Genomic DNA, 25,156 nt, shown 5'->3' with positions numbered 1-25,156 from the left:
TTAAAGCCAGATGAGTTACAAATAGTTACGCACAAAATCAAAAATAAGGTCGATATATTTTTCTAATGCTAAAGAAGCTGTACATTCTCTTTATACAGCTTCTTCCTCTCAAAAATTGCTAGTCTTTAATGATTGTACGGTATGCCGCAAGAACAACGATGCGAACCGAATAATAAGTTATAAGACGCAGGAAATTCTTGATTTACACGTTGTACTTCTCGTGCAAATTCTTCTTCGTCTTTTGGTACTCGAAAAAGTGCATCTGCTTTTTCTTGTGTATCTATATTGGCTCCAGGCGGCACAAACCTGTTCGCCGCAACACGTACACCGTTTGTTACTACTGCATTGTATGAAATAACTGTTCCTTCTCCAATAATCGCATTATACACAATTGCTTTAAAACCGACGAACACCTTATTCCCTATATAACAAGGACCGTGAATGAGAGCGCCATGCGCAACACTTACTTTTTTCCCAATATAGATTGAATACTTTTTATCATCAACATAAACAAATTTATTTAATAAACCATGTAAGATAACTCCGTCTTGCAGATTTGTGTTTGAACTAATATAAAATGGAGTTCCTTCATCCGCACGAACGCTTACATTCGGAGCTACATATACATTATCTTTAATTCTCACATCTCCTATCACACTAGAAAATGGACTTATGAAAGCAGTTTTATCAATTTTTGGATAACGTTGAATCGGATTAAATGAGGTAATAGGATTGGGGCTGATAAAGGGAGCGAACGACTGATTGTGACTCCTACAATTTCTTTTCGTCAAGAAAACATCTCCTTTAAAATCACATATACAGTATGTTATGTACGCCCTGCTATTTTGGAGACAAGTTGTTAAAAGATTAATAGTATTTTACTGGTTGATTCACTTGCCTTTAATAAAAGCTTCTCTCCGAATGAGTTATAAAATGTGATTGAATAAATTGAGAATGAGCAGCAGTATAGCTATAGTCCAGGAGAAATTGAATAGAATAATGTGAAAAATCCTACCTCTTATAAGAGATAGGATTTTTCACATTATTCACGTACTTTTCTATTACTATCATAAGACAACTTTATAGTCTTATATACTTGATTTAAGGAGGGAAATACACATGATTATAGACTATCTTCCTCATTCTTTAACTAAAATCAGCATGATCCCCATTGAAAAAATAAATCCATTGTATATTTCACACATTACAAAAAATTATTCAAAAAAAAATGACCAATACTATTGAATATCTCGATCGATTTGATCTACTATTACCAGTTGAAAAACATCCTCAAAAAGATGAATACATTTTAGTGGGGAAATACGATTGTTACAACTTTATAGCTAATAATCAACACATAAGACAAATACCTTGTATTATTGAAGATTTCATAGATAAACCTTCACAATACCTCAAAATACTTCGTAGACTTCATAACAAAGGCGATTCTAATAAAACCAATAGACAATTTATTTTAAATAAACTTGTGGAAAATCATTTCCCTCTATTACAAATTTTAAAACAGACAGGTTTTACTAAAAACGATTTACGCGATTACAATTATAAAGTAACCGTTCCAAAAAACTACATAAACAGTCATACCACTGAAAAAACTATGAATTGGATTAGTGATTTAAAGTTAAGAAGTAATACTAAACAATTTTTATATAAATGCGCAGGTCTTCCAATAGGAAATCATAAGAGATTAACTGAAGAGAAGAAAAAATTCCTCCAACATTTCTTTACACATGCAAAAGGATTTGAAAAATTAACTATTCCTCAACAGATTAACATTCTAACTCACGCCCTAAATTTCAAAGCAATAATGACTGCTCAATTACAGCAACAAATTAATTGGTATTTAATACAATGAATTTAAATTTATATAGCTAGAAATAGAGGAGAATGTCATTTAACCTCTGCATTCTCCTCCATCTCAGCCAAATACCTAATCTGCCGTTCCGCTTTTCTCACCGCTGTACGAAAATGTTTTTTCAGGAGTTCTACTGTATTTTCACTTATATAATATCTTTCCGTTATACTTTCCCACGTGTCACTACTTTCAAATGTACTCCATTCAAAAGGGCGTTCTGTATTTTTCTTTAGCTCTTTAAACACCCATTTTCGCATCTTCTTTTTCGCTTTTTCCGTTAGTTTTCCGTTTTTTACAAGTTCAAGTTCACCATGTCTTTTGTATCGCTTATGAATATCTCTCTCGCTATATACTTTAAGAAGTATATTTGCTGTATTCTCGGCATCTGCTAAAGCACGGTGTTGTTTCCCTTCCCACGTTAAGCCGAGCTGTTCTACCGCAAATTGTAAACTTGGCGTATGTTCAAACAATTCTTCATACGCTTGGAAAACAAATTTTTGCAAATCAATTCTACTTTCTTTTTCCATACTCGGGCATTCTACACCATGTAATGTACAATCATGAGATAGAAAACGATAATCTTCTTTTCCCCATGAAACAAATATAGAATTTTCTCCGATAAACTGAATAAATTCCTCTATAATTTGAGGGAATTTTTCTACACCCATTAAATCTTTCTTTGTAATACCAGTTAATTTTGTTGTATGACGAGTTAATCGCGCACTTGGTTTTACTAACTCCGAAAATTCTTCAATTATCTTCATTGTACCTATTTCTATTTTTACAGCCCCGATATCAACTATCTCTGACGGATCTTCTGATTTATACGGCCTGAAATTCCTCTCAATATCGAACACAATGAAATGTGTAGCGTTTTTCAATTTATTAACCTCTTTCTAAATTCCTTTTCACACAAACACTTTATTTTCAGTATTTAGTTATTCATGTACTTTATACAAAAATACTCCATATAAAGCGAAACTTTAGTCAACCCTCACCAATCAGGCTTTTACGGGCAGTAATTCAATCTTATTATGATATGTAAGCAGGAGGATATCTATAAAAATGCAAAAAAAAAGAAGGGCTAGCCCTTCTTTTTTCAAAAATTACTTCTTGTTTACGTTTGTAGCTTGAGGTCCACGGTTACCTTGTTCTACTTCGAAAGTAACTTCTTGACCTTCTTCTAAAGACTTGAAGCCTTCGCCTTGGATAGCTGAGAAATGAACGAATACGTCTTCTCCGCCTTCAACTTCGATGAAACCGAAACCTTTTTCTGCGTTAAACCATTTTACTTTACCGTTTTGCATTTAAAAAATCCTCCTACAATGTACCTATATGTACATATTCATTTTCAACCACTTTACAATAATACGTCAGACATTAAAAAACTGCAACCCCCGAGGAGATTTAACATTGCTATCCTCCTCGGAAGTTACAGCTCATTTAAATCTCTATATTATTAAAAGTAAAATGGTTTAAACATACTATATCATATCAATATAATAAAAGTAAAGTTTTTTTATTTAAATTATTTTTTGTTCCCACTGCATTGCTTTTAATTCACCTGATCCAGCTACTACATAACCATCTTTTTGATTAACAATGCGCCATCCGTGCCCTTTAACTGAATCACATACTGTAACGATACCTTCATCAAGAAGCACACGGCACACACTACTAATACCGGCCTTATTTTGCGTTGAAGTTGTATATAAAACATGTTGATCTACACTTAAGTCTAAATAACTACTTGCTTTCTGCTCACTTTGACATGTATGCCAATATATTTTTTCACTCGCAATGCTTTCATCTATTTTACAATAAGAAATATTCCCACTAACTCCCTTACACGATCCACTTGCCGCTACTAAGTATGAATTGTGTAAAGTCAACGCGGAGATCATCTGATTCATCACAATTTTAATCCTCTTTAATTTACGTGTCTTCAAATTAAAGAGCCAAACACCACCATATTTAGCGTGTATTTTCGTACCGATAAATAAGTAATGTTTATATAAAAATAATGATCGAATAGACGGTGCTGCACTGCCATACTCAAGAAACGGATGAATAGTCTCCCATGTCGAACCGAAATTATTAGAAAGGTACAGCGTTTTTTCTCCATGAGCAATGACAGTTCCTTGTACATTGCTACATACATTCCAACTCGTTGCTTTTGTTGGAAAACGCTGAATTGTCCAGCTCTCTCCATCATTCATACTTCGAATAAAAATCCCTTCGTCACCTACACCATATACTACATTATCTTCACTATGTAAATCCCTAATTCGTTTTTGAAAACCATTTAAAATTCGTTTCCATTCTCCGTCTTGTTCAATAAATAAGCCATTATATGTAGTAGCTAACAACAGTTTTCCATCTCTTAACTTTGTAATAGCAGTTGCACTTAACATTGTCTCCACGTTGACACTCCCATTCTTAGAACTTCTCAGCAAATGCAATTGCAAAATTACTGCATTTTTCAACATCCTCTTCATCTTCTGGAGATAATTCAATTTTCAACCCTTCTTGTACAAGCTCTGCACCGCGTTCTACAAGACGCTCTTCAAATATCTTTACCGCTTCACAAAACAGTTCATATGCCGTATCACCTGATCCGAATACCGCTACCTTTTTCCCTGATAAATCTATATTTTCTAAGTCCTCATGAAAATCTTCCGCTTCAAATGGTAATTCACCATCGCCCCACGTATAAGATCCTAAAATGATTCCATCATAAGCTAATAACTCTTCAGCATCCATGCCTTCCATTTCTTGCAATACTACTTCATGATCAAAAGCATCTAAACTAACTTTAATTAAATCAGCAATACTCTCCGTATTTCCTGACATACTTGCATAAGCTATTAAAATTTTCGCCACTTTGGCATCCCCCTCTAACAATAAATGATTCTCATTCTCATTATATTAATAATGAGAATCAATTTCAATTGATTTTTTTCTACTTTTATTTACATTTCACATCTGACTATTTACATTTCATTTTAAACATCTACATTCATATTCAACTATTGCCAAATCTATCTTCAAACATTATTGTATTATCATCATTTCACATTACTTATTTCAAATCAAAAATGTGTTTGTATCATGCTCAATCATGAATCAATTGTTCACTTTACAGAAAGAGGAGTCCTTATGATGAGAAAGTATTTTATTAGATTTTTAAAAGCAACCTCCCTTTTAACAATATTCTTACTAATAGGAGCTGCTATTATTGTATTCGGTACTTCATACGGTCATAATTTACGTGTTATCGCAGCCGAGAGTATTTTAACTTCTCAGCATCCACAATATGCAAAATTCACGTTATTGTCTGATGAAGAATTAAATGATATTTCTCAATCCATCACAAATCCAAAATGGAAAAACAGTGAATTTTTAACTTCTAAACTTTCAAAAAAAGAGTTAGAAAGACAAAAAGATTTACCACTAAATGTTTCTATCGAGACAATAAAGAAAAAATATAATGATCATTTTTTCGAAGGAAAATTAATGACAATTAGTAATCCATTCAACGTAAAACTTGTTACCCAGCAAGGTTCAGAAGGTAAAGACGTCGGGGAAAAAATATACGTAATGGCAAAGCGAAACCATGCGGTTGCCGCTGTCAATGCCAGTGGTTTTTGGGATGAAACTGGGCATGGTGGCGGTAAAACTGGAATCGGTATTGTTATTGAAAACGGTAAAGTTATAAACACGCCGAAAGATAGTAATACCCCTACCCTCACTAGTGGTATTACAAAATATGGACAAATGGTTTCTGGAGAGTTTTCTGCTAACCAATTGTTAAATAAAAATGTCGTTTCCGCTGCCGGATTTATGCCTCAACTAATTGTAAATGGAGAAAAAATGATTACAAATGATGGTGGTTGGGGATATGGCCCTCGAAGCATTATGGCTCAGAAAAAAGATGGATCGATTATGTTTTTCGTCATTGATGGTAGACAACCTCATAGCATTGGTGCTTCCTTGAGAGATTGTCAAGATATTCTTTATGAAAAAGGTGCTGTCAATGCGATGGCAATGGACGGTGGATCATCAGCAACATTATATGCAATGGGAGATATTTTAAATATCCCTTCCACCTTATCTCATAAATCACGCTATTTACCAAACGCATGGGTAGTTACAGCGAACCCTAAGCAACAAGTTCATGTAACAATAGACGGTAATTCTGCGAGCTCTCAAAAAATTTCTGAATTAACAAGTACGCCCGCTATAGCTATCAATAAATAAAAAAAGCACAGATGACTATACAATCATCTGTGCTTTTTTATTACTTTGTAAAAATACCAAAAGGCTTTCCTACTGGTAAAACAACTTTTCCGAAATGTGTATTTAACACTGCTGCTGCTGAACCATAGAAAGATAATAATGAAATAAGAAGTTCAGAATATGCTGCTAAATTATGCATTGCGTGCGGCATAACACCTAAAGTACTTAATGAAAGACCGATAAATAAGAAATCAATAAGGACGAAAATCATAAATAATACTTTGTGTGTTTCCATTGCACCAATCGTCATAAAGATTGTGAAAATTAGATATCCGATAAAGGCTACACCAAGCTGTTTTGAATCTGCAGCTTGTGCTAATTTTTCGCCAAATACTCCAAGTTGAATTAACCAAGTCATTCCAACACCTAACCAAAATAGGCCGTACGCACCAAATGCTGTTGTACCGAATGTATTGTTATGCTTTGCGTCATGAATGCAAGCAAAGATTTGTGCAAATCCTCCTAAAAAGATTGCCCATGGTAATACAAGTGAAACGCCATCTGTTAAGCCTAACTTTTGAGATGATGCTACAAGTGTTACCATCGCTAATCCAAATAGACCGATTCCAGATGGATCTGCTGTTGTCATTTTCACATGATGTGTAGTAGTTTGATTGCTCATATAAACCTCCTGATTATAAACATACTCGAATACAATACTTAAATCAGAAGACTATGTCAATGGTTTTTTTTGTATGTTGTCAGACGTTATATTTTATAATGATTGAATATACTTCCGACCACTTCATAAGGTTTTATATTTACTTTTTCCAACTCGTTTATCGGTATCCATAAAGGAATATAACTTCCTCTGCCTTCCCGCTGAAATTCCTCCCCTGTTCCGTTTCCGAACACTCCGCCTGTAATATAGGCACCATAATAATATTCATTTCCTTTATATTTCACCTTTGCAATAAGGTGCTCCACTTGTATATGTACCCCTAATTCTTCATATACCTCTCTTTTCGTTGCCTCTTCAGGTGTTTCACTTTCCTCAATTCCCCCGCCCGGAAAAACATAATATGTTTCACCTTCCCGAATACGTTTTATAAGAGCAATTTTACCTTCCTGTACGATGATAGCCGCGCCGCGATTTCTTATCATTTTATTACCTCAATACGAATTGCGACTGTTCCCCACTCTTTTTCTTGTTCTTTCGTATATATTTTGTATGTACTTTCTAACATTTCCTCTAAACTATCATTTTCACAATCCAATAATTTTTTATCGATTTGTTCATACATAGCTTTAAAGCTCTCGTATCGCTTTATTTCCGTTACTTTTACCGTCATCATTTCTGTTGTCGTAAGATTCGTAAATACAATTTCATCACCTTTGTTTATTTGTTGACGTTTTTTATCGTATAAGCGTACTTCATATACTTTTTTTCCTGATTGAATTGACTGAAACGGTTTATTATATAATCCCATTTCGTATCTCATACATTTCACTCCTCTTTATTCATTTTACCTACTAACACTTACAGTTTACTAATTCATACAACACAGTTCGCCTTACTCCATCTTGCATATAATGTTCCATATCCATTGCTTGCTCTAGAAAGGATGCTAAATTTATTATGACATATTTAAATCAAAAACCAGAATATAGTAAGTATGATATCGGTGATTATACTTATAGTACAGTAGGTCCAAATATTCTTTCTTGGAATGATGAAACGAAATTAAAAATAGGTAAGTTTTGTTCATTAGCAGAAGAAGTCGTTTTCATACTTGGTGGTGAACACCGAGCTGATTGGATAACGACTTACCCGTTTAATACTTTCTTCAATGAAGGAGCACATATTACTGGTCACCCTTCTTCTAAAGGTGATATCGTAGTCGGCAATGATGTATGGATTGGTTATCAATCCTGTATTTTATCTGGTGTCACAATTGGTAACGGGGCCATTATTGGCGCAAGGAGTGTTGTTACAAAAGACGTACCTCCATATGCAATTGTCGCTGGTAACCCTGCAAAACTAGTTCGATATCGGTTCCCGCCAGAAATCATTGAAAAACTAGAAAAACTTGCATGGTGGGACTGGGATATTTCCGTTATAAAAGGAGCCATTCCATTTCTACTCTCCAACAAAATCGACGAATTCTTCACCTCGCCTGAAAACGAATCTACATGATCAATATAGAAAGAGCATCCTACTCTTACAGGATGCTCTTTCTGTATTTATTCTTTATTTATTTGCAAGTGATTACACGGAGAACATCGAAAAGGAATTTTCCCTAAGCAATTAAGATTCGTTTCGCAAATTTGTTCTATCGTTGGAACAAATGGAATGACAACTATGTTACTTTCTACTATTTGTGTAACAGGTGGCAATACTGTGCCTACTTGATGTTCGAAGCGAATACTCGCTTGATTTATATAATTTCCTGAACCATTTGGCGCGCTTTGCACTGCTACTTGGAACGAAACTGTCCTTGCTTCACCAGAGTTTAAACTCCCTATAAGAAATCCTGCTGCCGGGCTTACATTGGGCACTGGCGTATTATCAACCGTTACACTTCCAGGAACAAATTGGACACTACTATCTAACATATCTTGAAAACGAATATTTTGCATTACAGTATCACCCGTGTTTGTGATGACTGTCGTAAACGTAATGACATCTCCAATTGTTGCTGTCTGTAAATCTGCCGTTTTTACGACTGTCGTTGAGACATTTTGAGGAATAAACGGGATAACGACTGTATTACTATCACCTTCAACTACTACTGGCGGCTCATTCGGATTTACAGTTGCGAGCCCATTCGCTGTAGCAGTATTTGTAACTAAATTGTTTATTTGTCCGCCCGTTATTACAACTTGGAAATTAATAATTGCCGCATCATTTGGCTGAAAATCACCTAACGGAATACCAGTATTCGGATTGGCAAATGGAAGAGGTACATCGTTTACCGTTACCGTTCCATTTATAAATAGCGTATTCGGATCAATGATATCTGTTAAAACGATATTCGTAACAGGAACTGTACTATCATTTATAACAGCAATTCCGTAAGTGATAACATCTCCTACCATTGCTACTTCAAAGTTTGCCCCTTTTGCAACAAATAAGATTGCAGTATTTACCGTTACAATAACTGTATTACTCGTGTCCATCACCGTCACTGGCGGTTCCCCTGGTACTAAAATATATTCTGCTGATGCCCCAGCAACGTTTACTACTGTACCACCATCTGGAAAACTTGTAATTGTAGCTTCATATGTTACAATCACCGTCTCACCTACTGGAATGTCTGGTATCGTAAATCCGACCTGTGGATTTACCCCCGGCTGCGGAACTCCATTTACCGTTACACTATTTGGTACAAAAACGGCTTCCGGAGATAACACATCGATAAATTGAACATTCATTGCATCAGCAGTACCAGTATTTAATATGCGAACCGTATACGTTACCGTTTCCCCTACTCCAACAATTGAATGATCTACTTCTTTCAGCATATCTAAACTACCTCTATTTACTGGTGTGACTGTCGTATTACTTGAATTCGTAATTGTAAACGGAGGTTCTCCTGGAACCAATACAAAATTACCAGTTACACTCGCCGAATTCATAATACTATTAGAAGGGGGAATCGCGATTACAGTTGCTTCGAATGTTATTAATACGCCATTTCCCACTGCGAGATCCGGTAATGAAAAGCCTACAAATGGATCTAAACCTACTTGAGGAATCCCATTTATCTGTACACTTCCTGGAACAAATTCTAAACCAGGCGATGGAACGTCAATAAACTGAACATTCGTCGCTGTTACAGTTCCCGTATTTATAACTTGCACACTATACGTTAACGTATCTCCTAATCGCGTTGCTTGTTTATTTACTGTTTTTATTATATTGAAGCGCCCTCTATTCACCCTCGTTATTGTCGTATTACTTGGCTGATTTACTATAACTGGTGGTTCTCCTGGCACTAAAGTAAAACTTCCCGTTATATTTGCAACGTTCGTAATTGTTCCTGATGACGGAATGGTTGTAACTGTCGCTTGAAACGTCACTATAACGGTTTCACCAACGAGTATATCTCCAACTCCAAATCCAGTAATCGGATTTAAGTTTGGTTGCGCGGCTCCATTTACCGTTACACTATTCGGTACAAATGATGCTCCTGCTGAAATCGTATCAATAAACTGAACATTGTTAGCTGTTACTGTTCCTGTATTCGTTATTTGCACTGTATACGTTAATACATCTCCAACTAGAGTAGCGGCTCTATTTACTTGTTTAATAACATTAAAGCGTCCTCTATTTACAGTTGTGAGTGTTGTATTACTTGGTTGATTTACTATAACTGGTGGTTCTCCTGGTACTAATATGAAGCTTCCAGTAACATTTGCTGTATTGGCAATTGTTCCATTCGCTGGAACGCTAACAACCGTTACTTGGAATGTGACTTCTACACTTTCACCTGGATTTATATCTGGAAGCGGGAATCCATTATTAGGATTGAACCCAGGTTGCAACACACCGTTTATCGTTACACTGTTCGGTACGAATGTTATAGAGGAAGGTAATACATCACTATATTGAACATTCGTCGCTATCACTGTTCCCGTATTTTGAACGACTGTTGTATATGTGATTGTATCGCCTACTGCAACGATTGGTTGACTTACTGATTTTAAAACATTCAAACCAGATTCATTTATTTCTGTTAATGTCGTGTTACTTGTCGTCGTTTCAGTAATAGGCGGCTCTGTTTCACTTACAGCAAACGTAGCGGTAACGTCCACAAAGTTAACAACTGTTCCACCTTGAGGTATGCTCGTTACCATCTCTTGGTATGTGACAAGTACAAAATCACCTACAGGTATATCTGGAACTGTAAAGCCTATGAACGGATCTAATCCAGGTTCTGGTATTCCGTTTATACTCACACTTCCTGGAACAAATGCTACACCACTCGTACTAGAATCAAGAAATTGGACATTCGTTGCCGGTACCGTTCCAAAGTTAAAGATTAGTACATCGTAGGTTAATATTTCCCCAACCGTCGCTGCCTCTTTATCTACTATTTTCACTGGGAAAATTGAAGCTATATTAATTGTCGTAACGACTAAATTCGTTAATATCGTTTGCGTAATCGGTGGCTCCTGCGGATTCGGTTGTGAAGTAAATGTAACGTCAGCATCATTTAATATGACTTCATTATCTGGAATTTCCGTAATGGTCACTTGGAACGTTACAGAAATACTCGCACCAGCATTTAATAACGGACTAACTGTAAATCCTATTTCTGGATTTAATCCAGGTTGCTGTATTCCACCTATCGTTACGCTATTGTCAACAAACGTCGTCCCTTCCGGAATGACATCTTGAAAAAGTACATCTGTAACAGGGATAATTCCTACATTCGTTATTAGCACTGTATACGTTAATACATCTCCAACAGCTCCAGCGGCAACATTTACTGTTTTTGTTGCTGTAACTTCACCAGGAGGAGGTAATGGTATTGTAACTACTGTCGTATTACTTGAATTTGTTCTTGTCACTGGTGGTTGTAAAGGGTTTAATAAGAAAGTCGCTGTAGTAGATGCTGTATTTAATACTGCTCCACGTGTAGACGGTGCAACTACTGTAACTTGGAACGTTACTGTCAATGATGTTCCAGCTGCAATATTAGGAAGCAGGAAACCTACATTTGGATCAAATCCAGGTTGTGGCGTTCCATTTATCGTTACACTATTTGCTACAAATGTTGTTTCTAGAGCAATTGGATCAATGAAAGAGACATTCGTTGCTGTTACTGTGCCGTTATTTCGAATGACAACAGAATACGTGTAAGTTTCTCCAAGTGCTGCTTGTTGTACAGATGAAGATTTTTGTATATTTAACTGTGCTGTATTTACTTGTGTCACTACAAAATTACTATTTGTAGTAGTCGTTATAGGAGGACCTGCTGGATTAATAAGGAAGCTTGCGGTAACGTTCGATTGGTTTCTTATATTTCCACCACTCGGAACGCTTGTCACTGTCACTTGGAACGTAATTGTAGCAGTTTGCCCAACTGGAATATTGGTAACAGGAAAACCTGCTATAGGATTCGCTCCTTGCTGAATGACTCCATTTATCGTTACACTATTCGCTACAAATGTAGCTCCAGATGGAATTGGATCTTGAAAAATAATATTTGTTGCAGGAACAGTTCCTGTATTTTGAATAAGAATCGTATACGTTAACGTATCTCCTACACCTGCTTGTGGTGTATTTACACTTTTTATTACATTAATTGATCCTACATTCACTCGCGTTACAACGACATTACTAATCGTTACAATTGTAATTGGTGGTTGCAACGGACTTACTTGGAAATCGGCAGTGACATTTGCATTATTCGGAAGCACTCTATTCGTTGGTACACTTGTGATTGTCACTTGAAAAGTGACTGTCACCATTCCTCCTACTGGAATATTAGCAAGGGGAAATCCAATTGTTGGGTTTAAACCTGGTTGAGGCGTTCCATTTATTACTACACTATTTGCTACAAAAGTGGTTCCAACTGGAATCGGATCAAGGAATGATACATTTGTCGCTGCTACCGTTCCACTATTTTGTATAGCAACTGTATATGTTAGTGTATCTCCTACACCTGCTTCAGTAGCACTTACACTCTTCATTACATTTAGTCCTGAAGAATTCACAACAGTCATAACAGTATTACTTGGTACTGTTACAGTAATCGGTGGCTCTGTTGGATTTACAAGGAAATCTCCCGTTACATTCGCATTATTTACAACATTATTTCCTGGCGGAATTTCATCAATTAATACCTCAAATGAAATAATTACACTCGCACCAGCAGGTAAATCATTTAATGGGAATCCTAGTCCTGGATCTGCCCCCTCTTGTAAAACACCATTAACCAATACACTATTTTCAATAAATAATGTCCCTTGCGGAATTGAATCTTGGAAAAATACATTTGTCGCTGGTACACTACCTGCATTTATGATTTCGATTGTATATACTAAAACATCCCCTACTGTTGCAACATCAGTATTCACTGATTTCACAACTTCAAAACTCCCTGTTTGTACCGTCGTATTCACAACGTTGCTCGGAACAGTAATCGTAACTGGAGGTTCACTTGGATTCACTTGAAAACTTGCTGTTACATTTGCCTGATTTAAAATATCTTCATTTTCTGGATCCTGTACAATTACTACTTCAAATGTAACTACAACCGTTTGAGCCGCAGGAATATTCGGAAGAGAGAATCCTGTATTCGGATTCAATCCACTTTGCGGCACTCCATTAATTGTTACAGAATTTGCAACGAAAGAAACAGCGGAAGAAATGGTGTCTTGGAAAAATACATTTGTTAGCGGAACGTTTCCTGTATTTTGAACGGCAATCGTGTACGTTAAAGTGTCCCCTACTGCCGCTTGCGTTGTATTCACTTCTTTTATTACATTTAAACCACCTGTATTAACTTGTGTCACAACTGTATTTGTTTGTCTATTAATCGTTACTGGTGGTTGATTCGGAATAACGACGAAATTAGCAGATACATTTCCGCGATTCGCAATCGTGCCACCTGATGGTGTAGAAGTTACTCGTACTTGAAATATAACTGTCCTAGTCCCACCTGGAGATATGTTAGCAACTGTAAACCCAGTTCCCGGATTTGCTCCAGGTTGTGAAATTCCATCTACAGTTACACTATTTGTGATAAAAGTCGTTCCAGTTGGGATTGGATCTTGAAAAATAACATTCGTCGCAAGTACATTTCCTGTATTTTGAATTGTTACCATGTACGTAAGAACATCGTTAACCGTTGCAAAAGCTTTATCCACTGTTTTTCTCGTTGTTATATCAGCTATATTAATCGTCGTAACTACAGTATTACTTGTCGCTTGCCCTGAAACTGGTTGTTGACCAGGCACTGGAGTAAAGTTAAATGTTACACTCGCGCGGTTTGGAATTGGATTAACAAGAGGGGTCGATGTTACTCGAACTTGAAAGCGCACTACAGTTGTTTGCGATGCATTAATACTTCCTAGATTAATACTGCTTGCTGGATTCGCTCCTGGACGCGCTACTCCATTTACCGTAACGCTATTTGCGACAAATGTTGTTCCAACAGGGATACTATCAACAAAAATAACATTGTTCGCAGTAACGTTTCCATTATTCGTTACGTTAACCGTGTACGTTAATACATCATTAAGTGTTGCCGTCTGTAAATCTACAGATTTTTGCATACTTATAGTTGCTTGATTCACTGTCGTTTGTACTGTATTTGAAGTAGACGTGCTTGTAACGAGTGGACTTCCTACAAAAGGACGGAATTGGTAAGATACCATTGCACGATTTGGAATTGGGTTCGGATTTGGGAATGTTGTGACCCTCACTTGAAATGTAACAATTCTTTGTGTATTGCTAGGGATTGTACCTAAATTAATTCCACTAGCTGGATTCGCACTCGGTTGTGTTACTCCACCTACCGTTACACTACCAGCTATAAATGTTGTTCCATTTGGAATACTGTCTTGTAATACCACATTTTCTGCACTTCCTGTTCCCGTATTCGGAACGGTGATCGTATATGTGAGAATATCTCCTATACCTGCAACTGTTTTATCAACTGATTTAACAGGGTTTATAATTGGACCTGTTGCATCAATTTGAACACCAAAACCAGCTGCAGCGTATCCATCTCCATTTGTAACGAAACGAACAGTCGCGGACGTTTGATTGTTTACTAATGATGAAGAGGCATCTACATTTGTAATGTCCCAACCTTGTCTTCGGACCGCTAAAGCGATTCCTAACGGCTGGTTCAGATCTCCAAATGTGCCGCTCGTATCTAGATTACCACTGTCATTACAAATTTGTGATTGAAAGAAGTTATTCGCAGGGTTTCTCGGTCCGAATAATGCAACTGTAGCATTGGCATTCGGCCCAAAGCGAAGTTGATCTCCAACAATGTTAGAATCACCTTCTTGGGCAGTTACAAGTACTCTTCCTGTAACAGTTCCCGTAGACGGCGTTGCAAAACCTGAAATAATAGCATCAACTGGTGGTGATGAAGCCTCAATAATTTCTTGTCCTGCATACACTGATAAGTTCCTTAGTGGTAAACTCGCATTTTGATACACAACCTCAAGCGTCCAACCAACTGAACGACTAATTGTTGAATCAGCTGATGTTCTTGCAGCTGGCACAGCACCCGTTGTATATGTTCCGGCCCCACCTGCACTAACAAGGTTCGTTACATTAGCCGAGCGACTATAATAAAACTGTTTCCCTACTGAACCTTGCTGCGCAGTAGCGGGATCTGGCGTAATAGAAAATGTTCCCGACGGTGTTGTAAAAGTAATATTATCATTTAAAAACGCAGTAACATCCTCAGTATCAGTCCGGTATGTGCCGGCCCATACTAGTTCTGCGTATAAAACACTACTCCCTGCTGGAAGGTTCAAAATTGCACTTGAAGAATTTAAAGGCCAATCATCCGTCGTTCCTGCTGGGAATCCAGGTACTTGAAGTGATGTATTCACCGTTGTAAATACATCAATCGTACCAAAGTTATTGCCTGGCGCAGGCGATGTAGGACTAAGTCCTAACGTATTCCCAGTGAACGTGACGGCACCCGTTACTGTTGTTGTAAAACGATTCAAAAAAGGCACGTAATCATCTCATTTCATTTATAGTAAAAAGTGCTCTATACTATAAAATGTAGACAAACTATACAATGTACGTTGTCCAACAAAATTCCGCACATATGAGAGGAGCTTATAAAACTATGCGCTACGTTATCATAACAGGAACTTCACAAGGTTTAGGGGAGGCTATTGCCACGCAATTGTTAGAAGAAAGTACAACTGTCATCTCTATTTCTAGAAGAGAAAATAAAGAACTTACTAAACTTGCAGAGCAATATAACAGCAATTGCATTTTCCATTCCCTAGATCTTCAAGATGTACATAACTTAGAAACTAACTTTAAAGAAATCATTTCATCTATTAAAGAAGACAATGTATCCTCTATTCATTTAATTAATAATGCCGGTACAGTTGCACCTATGAAGCCGATTGAAAAAGCCGAAAGTGAACAATTCATTACGAACGTTCACATTAATTTACTTGCGCCTATGATTCTTACATCTACGTTCATGAAACATACGAAAGAATGGAAGGTAGATAAACGCGTTATAAATATTTCATCTGGTGCAGGAAAAAATCCTTATTTCGGATGGGGCGCTTATTGTACAGCGAAAGCTGGTATAAATATGTTTACACAGTGCGTAGCAACTGAAGAAGTAGCAAAAGAATATCCAGTAAAAATCGTCGCTTTTGCACCTGGTGTTGTTGATACAAATATGCAAGCACAAATTCGCGAAACAACTAAAGAAGACTTCACAAATTTAGACCGCTTCATTGCATTAAAAGAAGAAGGAAAGCTATTATCACCTGAATATGTTGCGAAAGCTATTCGTAACTTACTAGAAACTGAGGAATTCCCTCAATGCGAGGTTATTAGAATTGATGAATAACAAAAAAGCACGCTATAATAGCGTGCTTTTTTGTTCTATTTCTCTAAAAATATGAGCACAGACTCCGCAATTTGTTCATAACCAATTTCTTGATAAATTTTATTAGATGTCGGATTCGCTAGATCAGTATATAACGTAATTGTCTTGTAGCCTTCATCTAACATACGTTGACTAAGTGCCGCTACACAATTAGATGCATAACCTTTTTTCCGTGCTTCTTTTGGGGTATATACGAAATTGACTGTTATATTATTTGTAGTCGGTCTCGTTTTTGCAGCTACAGAAACGAGTTTCCCGTCTACTTCTAAACCAAATAGCCGATTATTAGTAATTAATGTATGTGCAGTTTGTTTCACTTCCTCTTTCGTAGTTGGAAGCTTCACATCTTCACAAAATTGATATATCCATTTTTCTATTAATGGCAACTCATCAATAGTTATTTCTCGAAAAACCCCTTCCTCGTTCCACTTCTTTTTAACTTGTTGTAATACATACACACCTTGTTCCATAACAACATTCGTTTTCTTATTTTCTATCGCCGCAATCTCTTCCGCTAATTTCTGTACAACTATCTTATTACCAATCAAACCAGGAATATCTGGATATACTTTCGTTAACAGCTTCGCAAGTTCTACGATGTCCTCTTCCGTAATTTCAGACGTAGCGACAATTATTTGTTTCTTCTCTTCTGTTTGCAGAAATACAACCTTAATGTCTTCCCCTTGTTTCGCTATCCCCATAAATATCGGTTCTTGGACCATTTGTAATACACCTAATATTAAGTTATTTTCCTGCTCATTCTTTTCTAGAAATGGTGTAACATCTTCTTTAAAGCAAAGAATCTCTTCATATACATGTAGTTGAATCATCGACAATCTCTTCTCTCTATTTATATTTTAATTAAGTATTGGCGATTAATTCATTAAATCCTTCCTTTACGATTCAATAATATTCGAAACTAATATATTCAAATCATTTTCAGTTTGTAAAATTCTCTGCTTTTCCTTTTCAAATACCTCTTCTTCTTTTCGAAATGACTTTTTACGATTTTCAATCATACGTTCCATTTCGTTTTTACTCGGTCCACCGTATACATTTCTTTTTTGAATAAAAGCTTCTGGCGATATAATTTCTTTCCACTCTTTTTCTAATAGATTTATATTAAATTTTTCTTGTAAGTATATATTTACGTCTTTCAAATGCAATTCATGAAGCTCTTTTTTCTGCCCCAATGACATATTTGCAATAGTACTTGCTGCATGATGAGCATGTCGAAATGGAATTCCATAGTTTTTTGTTAAAATATCTGCAAAGTCTGTTATCGTAATCGCATGTTTATAGGAACGTCTTTTTAACGTTTCTTCTTCTACTTTCATCGTTCGGATTACTGCATTCATAATACTAAAAACACGAATCACCTTTTCAATTCCTTTATATAAATAGGGCTGTAAGTCATCTTCCGTATCGACAATATCACCAAATGGTGTATTATGAATCATTTGAAATACTGTAAAAGATTCTCCTAAAGCGCTACTCGTAATCGCACGTGCATGCTCAATTGAAACTGGATTTCTTTTTTGCGGCATAATACTACTAATTTGTACATATGGCTTTGCAACGGTAATACCATCATATTCTTTCGTCGCTAATAATAAAAAGTCATGAATCCATCTACTCGCATTCGTCATCATCACCATGAGTAACGAGCTAACCTCTAATAAATAATCCGCTCCAGCAACAGCATCATATGAGTTCTCAATTACATTTGTAAATCCAAGTAAATGAGCAACTCGCTCTCGGTTAACTGGGAAACTTGTTGTAGAGAGTGCAGCTGCCCCCATTGGAGATTGATTTAAAAGCTGGTACGTGTTTCTCATTCGTTCCAAATCTCTTTGCATCGTATCGTAAATTGCTAACGTATAATGACCAAATGTTGTCGGCTGCGCTGGTTGTGTATGTGTATAAGCTGGCATGATTGTTTCCTTATGATCATCGGCAAGTTGTAATACACTTTCTTGTAATAATAAATGATTTTCCATTAATCGTAATACATATCGCCTTAAACTCATGCGATACATCGTTACGCCCATATCATTTCTACTTCTACCAATATGCATATTACTTACAAAATCACACTTCGCTTCTTGAGAAATTAAATGTTCCACTAAAAAAAAGAGATCTTCGTGCTGCTCTGTATATACCAATTTATCTTTTGGTATTCCCTCTACTTTTTTTAATGCGCTTAATATAACTTTAGTTTCTTCTATTTTCATTAAACTTTCTTCAGTCAGCATCGTAATATGCGCTTTATGCACTTGAAACATATCTTTCAATAAATAATTACGCTGAAAGTCAAATACATGTTGTAATACGCAATCTACATATGTTTTTCCAGGGAAATCAGCGCCTTCACTCTTTATAAACTCTTCTTTACTCTGTTTCATCACCTTTTCCCCTCTCGCCTAAGTATTACTACCCATCATACCCAGAGATAGTAAAAAGGTGCTTGTACATAAAGTGAAACTTTAATCAGTGGATTTTGTCCATCTCCTACTCATTATTAACCCACACCAATCGGGCTTTTACGGGCAGTTGTTCTCCTACCTCGCATTTGCCGAATTTTGAGATGGCAGTCTTACTGCTTACAAATAGCGAAACAAAAATAAACTCGGTGCTTTCTGCACCGAGTTTATTTAATAAAAGTCGCATCATACTTATCACTTTGCAACACTTGGAAATGTAAGTTCGCTAAATGTTTTCGTATTTCTGCACTGTCGTCCTCATTTAAATTATTTGCTAAGAACACAATTTCTGTACAGTTCCCGCGTTTATCCATCGCGTAAACTGCTTTTGTAACTGTCCATGGCGTATAGCCATTTTTTTGCCCTGCATGTCTAAACGTTTTACGGTATTTCTTAGCACTCATATCTGTTTCAACGATATTCGCCCACACTTTTTCTTCTGCGTCTGTCAGGCCACCTTTATGATTTGCCTTTTGAAGCAGTACCATATAATCATTTGCAGAAGCTGCTGGTAATCTATCTGACCAAATTTTGTCGTAACGTTCCTCTAAATAAAGCGGAATTTCCTTCTGTAATAATGGTCCCTTCTTCTTTAAGCGTTCATGAATAATCATCGCATATTCACGATATTGCTCTTGAGACATTTCTTTTAACTTTTTTTCTATTTTATATTTCGGAACATGCAATTCTTTATGCAAATATCCTGGGATATATAAAGATGAAACAATTGGAAATAGTGGTTGATGTGCAGGAAGTGATAAACTTTGTAAATTTCGATTAATGTTATCTATTCCTAACAATTCCATTAAGTATTCAGCATTCGCATTCGAACTAAACTTAACCATTCCTTTGGCCACTTCTTCTAAAGAAACCGCTCCTTCAGTTATCTTTCCTGTCTTCTCCAAATACTTTTGCCATCTATCTTGTGCACCACCATCTGTATTCGGAACATAATAGCGATTCACATCATTAATCGAAACGAAACTAGACGAATCAATTTTCCCTTCAGTAACTTGTTTCGTATATTCAAGCGCCACAATTAATTTCATCGTACTCGCAACTGGCAATACAACATTTGGATTTACTGAATAAACAACTTTATCATTTCTCTTTACTAGAAGTGCACTATTTTTTTCATCTTTATGTTCTTCAATAAAAGATGCAATATACTGTGCATCATCATTATTTGAACTCCATACTTTTTTCACTAAAAAGTTACCCGATATTAGCAAAACGAAAATACCCACAATTACTGCGCATACTATAGTTTTTTTCAAGTAAAATTCCTCTCCTACTGTGTAACTCTTCTCTATTTATCATTAAAAAAAACAAAATAATGGAGATGGTCATTTAAAGAACCATCTCCATTATTTTAACTTGTATGTTCCTATTATGTCTACGTCATAATTTTCACAAAATCCTCAAGAAACTTTTTATAATGTAACGACCAACCAATTCGCACCCAATTTTTTAATGCTTTTGAATCAGGTTGAGGCCGAAAATCAGCAATACTCTCTCCTTTTGCAATTCCAACTGTATCTACATCGACACGACGATATACATAATCTAGAAGGGATGGATTCGCCGCAACCATCATTGTAACAACGTCATGTACTGGGCTACCTGTTATTTTGGGGTTTATCTTTTTATAAGCTTTATAATAATACGTAAATATCGGCTCGATTAACTTATTAAAACTCGTTTTAGAGTGTTTCGTAATATATTTTACCATTTCCGGCGTAATAATAGCTTCAGATGTAACGTTAAGTGGTACTAACGTCACATTCTTAGCATTTTGCATAACTAATTGTGACGCAATCGGATCACCATGAAAATTCGCCTCCGCGACTGGTGTAACATTGCCAGGCATTAAAAAAGCACCGCCCATTATATAATATTCTTTCACATACTTCATCATCGGCTTTTCTAAAATAAACGCTGTTGCTAATGTTGTTGATCTACCAGCATCGACTATTATTAATTCTCCTTTATATTTTTCAAGAATATCAAAAAATGCACAAAAAGGTTTTATATTCGGTGAAAAAGCTTTTGGAGGCTTAATAGGTCCTAAGCCATCTGCGCCATGAATCTCCGGATAAAACGTCACAAAATCACCAGATAAAGGAATTTTCGCACCGTTAATAACAGGTATATCTTCCCGCCCTGCCATTTGCAATAAATATGCGGCATTAATTGTCGCCTTTTCTTGTGTTACATTTCCATATCCTGTTACAACACCAACAATATCAATATCAGGATGCATAATTCCATACATGATGGCTAAAGAGTCATCAATTCCCGGGTCTCCCAAAAATAACACTTTTTTCATCGACCTCAACTCCATCCCCTCAATTGTTATTAATTTATGAATACCCGTGCATATACAGAATAAAAAAGAACAAATTTATACGAAAAAACGTAGTCCTTATAGGACTACGTTCTTCAGCAAACCTATGCTGTTTTTCTCACAGCACTCATACTTCCAATAATATAAGCAATAAACGCAAAACAAATCGGGAAGACAACTGTATGTATACCGAACGGATTTGGATAGAAAAGATGAATACACATATATGAACCTACTCCAACTAAAATAGAAGCAAGGGCTCCTGTAGCATTTCCTTTCCTCCAATATAACCCTAATACGATCGGCCAAATAAATGCAGCTTCTAATCCACCGAAAGAAAATAAATTTAACCATATTAAGAAATCTGGTGGTTTAATCGCAGCGGCATAAACAAGGAGTCCTACAATACCCGTAATCCACAAACTCCCCTTTTTAATCGTACTGTCTGCCGCATCTTTATTTATGTAATTTACGTATATATCTTTAATAATTGACGAGCTTACAAGTAATAATAACGAGTTTACTGTAGACATAATCGCTGCCATTGGTGCAGCTAAGAAAACTCCAGCTAGCCAAGGTGGCAACACTTCCATCGCGAGTAGCGGCATTACTTTATCTGGTACCGTTATACCTGGAAGTACTACTCTTGCAAATACACCAGTTAAATGCATACCAATCATAATTGTACCAACGACAACTGTTCCAATTATTAAAGCCTGGTGCATAGCTTTTGAATTTTTATAAGACATTGCACGAACGCTAATTTGCGGTAAACCAACAACACCAATTCCAATTAAAATCCAAAATGATGTAACATATGATTTCGTTAAACTGCCATCTGCTCCGAATGGTGTAATTAAATTCGGATTGATTTGAACAAGTTCCTGCATAATCTTTTCAATTCCACCACCAGCAATGACAGTAGCAATTAAAATGATTGTCGTTCCTACTAACATAATGATTCCTAATAATGTATCTGATAGAGCGACTGCACGAAATCCACCAATTAATACGTACACAAGTACAGAAAAAGTAAATAAAAATAGTGCTGTTGTATAAGATAGACCAGTTAGCGACTCGATTAATCGTCCACCGCCGACCCACTGGGCTACTGTTGCTGAAAATAAAAAGATAATAATACATAAAGCAGAAAGTATAACAACTGCTTTATTATTGTATCTTCCTTTTAAATAATCGATAAGAGTAATTGCCTCCATCTTCCTAGCGATAATTGCAAACTTTTTACCGATAACCGTTAAAACGATATATCCTGTTACAACTTGAATCGCAGATAGCAGCACCCATCCAAGCCCCATATTGTAAGCAATACCAGGGCCACCAATAAAACTACTTGCACTACCGTATGTAGCAATCATTGTCATCGCTAATAATAAACCGCCTAGCTCACGCCCACCAAGAAAATATTCTTGCAAAAATTTATTATGAGCAGTCGCTTGTACGCGTCTTGAAGCATATACACCAATTAAAAATACAACGATAAACGAAATTATCATTGGAATGATTACGTACCAATTCATCTATTATTCCTCACTTTTTTCTTCCTCATCGAGTGAAATATCTTGAAATACAAAACGAACAACTAAACTAAGCAAAATAACCATTACAACAAATCCAACGATACAGCTATAAAAGAACCATGCGGGAAAACCTAATACATATGTATATTCACTCGGATTTCTACTACCAAGCCCATAAGCAAATCCGTACCATATTATAAAATTAATAATAGCAAGTCCAAGACCAATTAACGCTTCTCTATGGGCTATTCGAAAGCGTGGATCTTCATGATAATCTTTCATTTTTCCCCTCCTCTCACGATGTATTATTGTACCATTGTTCTTCTAGTTTTTCCTACTAGAAAGCAAAAACAAGCAGGATTTTTTATAATCATATAGAAGACTCTCTTATGTTACATATTTTTTACAATTGTAACACAAATGAAATTTGAATTTTCAGTATTTGTTAATTATGATTTTAATTAGAGGCTTTCCATCTAGTTTCCACATCCTTGATTTCGGAATAAGCGCCGTCTTGTACTGCGTTTACATTATTATTTCAAGGGGGTTATACAATGAGTCAACTAGCTGTAAATCTTCATGAAAAGGTAGAAAAATTTCTTCAAGGTACGAAAAAATTATATGTGAATGGATCTTTCATCGAAAGCGCTTCCGGCAAGACATTTAAAACACCTAACCCAGCAACTGGCGAAACACTTGCTGTCGTTTCTGAGGCTGGTCGCGAAGATATTCATAAAGCTGTAGTTGCAGCTCGTATGGCTTTTGACGAAGGCCCTTGGTCTCGCATGAGCACTGCTGAGCGAAGCCGACTTATGTACAAATTAGCTGACTTAATGGAAGAACATAAAGAAGAGCTTGCACAGCTCGAAACATTAGATAACGGAAAGCCAATCCGTGAAACAATGGCAGCAGACATACCACTTGCAATTGAGCATATGCGCTATTACGCTGGCTGGGCTACGAAAATCGTTGGTCAAACAATTCCTGTTTCCGGTGATTATTTTAACTATACACGCCATGAAGCTGTTGGTGTCGTTGGTCAAATTATCCCTTGGAACTTCCCGCTTCTTATGGCAATGTGGAAAATGGGAGCAGCGCTTGCTACAGGATGTACAATCGTTTTAAAACCTGCAGAACAAACTCCACTATCTGCTCTATACTTAGCTGAATTAATTGAAGAAGCTGGATTCCCGAAAGGTGTTATTAATATCGTACCTGGATTCGGTGAATCAGCCGGACAAGCTCTCGTTAATCATCCACTCGTTGATAAAATTGCATTTACCGGTTCTACTCCTGTCGGTAAACAAATTATGCGACAAGCATCCGAATCATTAAAACGCGTTACACTTGAGTTAGGCGGTAAATCACCAAATATCATCTTGCCAGATGCTGATTTATCTCGCGCGATTCCTGGTGCACTTTCTGGTGTTATGTTTAACCAAGGACAAGTATGCTCTGCTGGATCACGCTTATTTGTTCCGAAGAAAATGTATGATAATGTCATGGCTGATCTCGTCCTCTATTCTAAAAAACTAAATCAAGGTGTCGGTCTTAACCCTGAAACTACAATCGGTCCTCTCGTTTCTGAAGAACAACAAAAACGTGTAATGGGCTTCATTGAAAAAGGGATTGAAGAAGGCGCTGAAGTACTTTGCGGAGGAAGTAATCCATTCGATCAAGGCTACTTCGTTTCTCCTACAGTATTCGCTGACGTAAATGACGAAATGACGATCGCAAAAGAAGAAATTTTCGGTCCAGTTATTTCTGCAATACCTTTTAACGATATTGATGAAGTAATTGAACGTGCAAATAAATCACAATTCGGCTTAGCGGCTGGTGTGTGGACAGAAAATGTTAAAACAGCACACTATGTTGCAAGTAAAGTACGTGCAGGTACTGTATGGGTAAACTGTTATAACGTCTTTGATGCAGCATCTCCATTTGGAGGATTTAAACAATCTGGTCTTGGCCGTGAAATGGGATCTTACGCATTAAATAACTATACAGAAGTAAAGAGCGTTTGGCTTAACTTAAATTAATGAGAAAGAACCTGA

20 protein-coding genes are annotated in these 25,156 nt (G+C 36.4%); 5 read left to right on the top strand and 15 right to left on the bottom strand.

Annotated elements, in window-relative coordinates; all coding sequences use genetic code 11:
* Window positions 1–125 precede the first annotated feature (125 nt).
* A complete protein-coding gene (locus tag COK05_RS01040; protein ID WP_098611112.1) occupies window positions 126–791 on the bottom strand; it encodes a carbonate dehydratase in 666 nt (221 codons plus the stop codon).
* Window positions 792–1,228: 437 nt separating this feature from the next.
* On the opposite strand from COK05_RS01040, the gene COK05_RS01035 reads away from it, so the two are divergent.
* Window positions 1,229–1,873: a hypothetical protein gene (locus tag COK05_RS01035; protein ID WP_255290293.1), complete on the top strand. Its 645-nt coding sequence runs from the start codon at window positions 1,229–1,231 to the stop codon at window positions 1,871–1,873.
* Window positions 1,874–1,908: 35 nt separating this feature from the next.
* Here COK05_RS01035 and COK05_RS01030 read toward each other — a convergent pair whose 3' ends face one another.
* The 4 genes from COK05_RS01030 to COK05_RS01015 form a co-directional block, all read right to left on the bottom strand.
* Window positions 1,909–2,754, bottom strand: coding sequence for an exonuclease (locus tag COK05_RS01030; protein WP_098611111.1), 846 nt, complete (start codon window positions 2,752–2,754; stop codon window positions 1,909–1,911).
* Window positions 2,755–2,979: 225 nt separating this feature from the next.
* A complete protein-coding gene (cspB, locus tag COK05_RS01025; protein ID WP_098611110.1) occupies window positions 2,980–3,180 on the bottom strand; it encodes a cold shock-like protein CspB in 201 nt (66 codons plus the stop codon).
* 216 nt (window positions 3,181–3,396) lie between these two features.
* A complete protein-coding gene (locus COK05_RS01020) occupies window positions 3,397–4,296 on the bottom strand; it encodes a WD40/YVTN/BNR-like repeat-containing protein (protein WP_098611109.1) in 900 nt (299 codons plus the stop codon).
* A 16-nt stretch (window positions 4,297–4,312) separates the two neighbouring features.
* The gene (locus COK05_RS01015; protein WP_098611108.1) at window positions 4,313–4,756 is read right to left on the bottom strand and encodes a flavodoxin; all 444 of its coding nucleotides are present in this window, start codon (window positions 4,754–4,756) and stop codon (window positions 4,313–4,315) included.
* A gap of 279 nt (window positions 4,757–5,035) precedes the next feature.
* Here COK05_RS01015 and COK05_RS01010 point away from each other — a divergent pair, with 279 nt between their 5' ends.
* Window positions 5,036–6,133, top strand: a complete 1,098-nt coding sequence (locus tag COK05_RS01010) for a phosphodiester glycosidase family protein (RefSeq protein WP_098611192.1) — start codon at window positions 5,036–5,038, stop codon at window positions 6,131–6,133.
* Window positions 6,134–6,173: 40 nt separating this feature from the next.
* On the opposite strand, the gene COK05_RS01005 is transcribed toward COK05_RS01010, so the two are convergent.
* From COK05_RS01005 to COK05_RS00995, 3 genes are all read right to left on the bottom strand, one after another.
* Window positions 6,174–6,794, bottom strand: coding sequence for an acetate uptake transporter (locus COK05_RS01005; protein ID WP_098611107.1), 621 nt, complete (start codon window positions 6,792–6,794; stop codon window positions 6,174–6,176).
* An 86-nt stretch (window positions 6,795–6,880) separates the two neighbouring features.
* The gene (locus tag COK05_RS01000) at window positions 6,881–7,276 is read right to left on the bottom strand and encodes an NUDIX hydrolase (RefSeq protein WP_098611106.1); all 396 of its coding nucleotides are present in this window, start codon (window positions 7,274–7,276) and stop codon (window positions 6,881–6,883) included.
* Window positions 7,273–7,614, bottom strand: coding sequence for an ASCH domain-containing protein (locus tag COK05_RS00995; RefSeq protein WP_098611105.1), 342 nt, complete (start codon window positions 7,612–7,614; stop codon window positions 7,273–7,275). Before COK05_RS00995 ends, COK05_RS01000 begins: the two co-directional genes overlap by 4 nt.
* 137 nt (window positions 7,615–7,751) lie before the next feature.
* Here COK05_RS00995 and COK05_RS00990 point away from each other — a divergent pair, with 137 nt between their 5' ends.
* Window positions 7,752–8,309: a CatB-related O-acetyltransferase gene (locus COK05_RS00990; protein WP_098611104.1), complete on the top strand. Its 558-nt coding sequence runs from the start codon at window positions 7,752–7,754 to the stop codon at window positions 8,307–8,309.
* 47 nt (window positions 8,310–8,356) lie between these two features.
* Here the strand turns inward: COK05_RS00990 and COK05_RS00985 are convergent, their stop codons facing one another.
* Window positions 8,357–15,829 (bottom strand): DUF7507 domain-containing protein, encoded by a 7,473-nt coding sequence (locus COK05_RS00985; RefSeq protein ID WP_098611103.1) that lies wholly within the window; start codon window positions 15,827–15,829, stop codon window positions 8,357–8,359.
* A gap of 116 nt (window positions 15,830–15,945) precedes the next feature.
* On the opposite strand from COK05_RS00985, the gene COK05_RS00980 reads away from it, so the two are divergent.
* Window positions 15,946–16,695, top strand: coding sequence for a (S)-benzoin forming benzil reductase (locus COK05_RS00980; RefSeq protein WP_098611102.1), 750 nt, complete (start codon window positions 15,946–15,948; stop codon window positions 16,693–16,695).
* 35 nt (window positions 16,696–16,730) lie between these two features.
* On the opposite strand, the gene COK05_RS00975 is transcribed toward COK05_RS00980, so the two are convergent.
* The 6 genes from COK05_RS00975 to COK05_RS00950 form a co-directional block, all read right to left on the bottom strand.
* Entirely contained in the window at window positions 16,731–17,564 is an 834-nt protein-coding gene (locus COK05_RS00975; RefSeq protein ID WP_098611101.1) for a GNAT family N-acetyltransferase, read from the bottom strand.
* A 66-nt stretch (window positions 17,565–17,630) separates the two neighbouring features.
* Complete coding sequence (gene argH, locus COK05_RS00970; RefSeq protein WP_098611100.1) at window positions 17,631–19,139, bottom strand: argininosuccinate lyase; 1,509 nt, start codon at window positions 19,137–19,139, stop codon at window positions 17,631–17,633.
* A 245-nt stretch (window positions 19,140–19,384) separates the two neighbouring features.
* The gene (locus COK05_RS00965) at window positions 19,385–20,494 is read right to left on the bottom strand and encodes a serine hydrolase (protein WP_098611099.1); all 1,110 of its coding nucleotides are present in this window, start codon (window positions 20,492–20,494) and stop codon (window positions 19,385–19,387) included.
* Between the two features lie 119 nt (window positions 20,495–20,613).
* Window positions 20,614–21,546 carry a nucleoside hydrolase gene (locus tag COK05_RS00960; RefSeq protein WP_098611098.1) on the bottom strand — a complete coding sequence of 311 codons (933 nt, stop codon included), beginning with the start codon at window positions 21,544–21,546 and terminating at the stop codon, window positions 20,614–20,616.
* 122 nt (window positions 21,547–21,668) lie between these two features.
* A complete protein-coding gene (gene panF / locus COK05_RS00955; RefSeq protein ID WP_098611097.1) occupies window positions 21,669–23,102 on the bottom strand; it encodes a sodium/pantothenate symporter in 1,434 nt (477 codons plus the stop codon).
* Between the two features lie 3 nt (window positions 23,103–23,105).
* Complete coding sequence (locus tag COK05_RS00950) at window positions 23,106–23,384, bottom strand: YhdT family protein (RefSeq protein WP_098611096.1); 279 nt, start codon at window positions 23,382–23,384, stop codon at window positions 23,106–23,108.
* A gap of 272 nt (window positions 23,385–23,656) precedes the next feature.
* Here COK05_RS00950 and dhaS point away from each other — a divergent pair, with 272 nt between their 5' ends.
* Window positions 23,657–25,141 carry an aldehyde dehydrogenase DhaS gene (gene dhaS / locus COK05_RS00945; protein WP_098611095.1) on the top strand — a complete coding sequence of 495 codons (1,485 nt, stop codon included), beginning with the start codon at window positions 23,657–23,659 and terminating at the stop codon, window positions 25,139–25,141.
* Window positions 25,142–25,156: the final 15 nt, after the last annotated feature.

It is taken from the genome of Bacillus cereus (assembly GCF_002567495.1).
GTDB lineage: Bacteria > Bacillota > Bacilli > Bacillales > Bacillaceae_G > Bacillus_A > Bacillus_A cereus_AQ.
Note: the sequence above shows the minus strand (reverse complement) of the source record. Positions and strands in the feature narration are given on the sequence as shown.

Bases quoted from the DNA above. Each gene is read 5' to 3' on its own strand.
- panF (WP_098611097.1), bottom strand. From the start codon at position 23,102: ATGAATTGGTACGTAATCATTCCAATGATAATTTCGTTTATCGTTGTA.
- argH (WP_098611100.1), bottom strand. From the start codon at position 19,139: ATGAAACAGAGTAAAGAAGAGTTTATAAAGAGTGAAGGCGCTGATTTC.
- dhaS (WP_098611095.1), top strand. From the start codon at position 23,657: ATGAGTCAACTAGCTGTAAATCTTCATGAAAAGGTAGAAAAATTTCTT.
- cspB (WP_098611110.1), bottom strand. From the start codon at position 3,180: ATGCAAAACGGTAAAGTAAAATGGTTTAACGCAGAAAAAGGTTTCGGT.
- COK05_RS01010 (WP_098611192.1), top strand. From the start codon at position 5,036: ATGAGAAAGTATTTTATTAGATTTTTAAAAGCAACCTCCCTTTTAACA.
- COK05_RS00950 (WP_098611096.1), bottom strand. From the start codon at position 23,384: ATGAAAGATTATCATGAAGATCCACGCTTTCGAATAGCCCATAGAGAA.
- COK05_RS00995 (WP_098611105.1), bottom strand. From the start codon at position 7,614: ATGAGATACGAAATGGGATTATATAATAAACCGTTTCAGTCAATTCAA.
- COK05_RS00990 (WP_098611104.1), top strand. From the start codon at position 7,752: ATGACATATTTAAATCAAAAACCAGAATATAGTAAGTATGATATCGGT.
- COK05_RS00975 (WP_098611101.1), bottom strand. From the start codon at position 17,564: ATGATTCAACTACATGTATATGAAGAGATTCTTTGCTTTAAAGAAGAT.
- COK05_RS01000 (WP_098611106.1), bottom strand. From the start codon at position 7,276: ATGATAAGAAATCGCGGCGCGGCTATCATCGTACAGGAAGGTAAAATT.
- COK05_RS00980 (WP_098611102.1), top strand. From the start codon at position 15,946: ATGCGCTACGTTATCATAACAGGAACTTCACAAGGTTTAGGGGAGGCT.
- COK05_RS01005 (WP_098611107.1), bottom strand. From the start codon at position 6,794: ATGAGCAATCAAACTACTACACATCATGTGAAAATGACAACAGCAGAT.
- COK05_RS00960 (WP_098611098.1), bottom strand. From the start codon at position 21,546: ATGAAAAAAGTGTTATTTTTGGGAGACCCGGGAATTGATGACTCTTTA.
- COK05_RS01035 (WP_255290293.1), top strand. From the start codon at position 1,229: ATGACCAATACTATTGAATATCTCGATCGATTTGATCTACTATTACCA.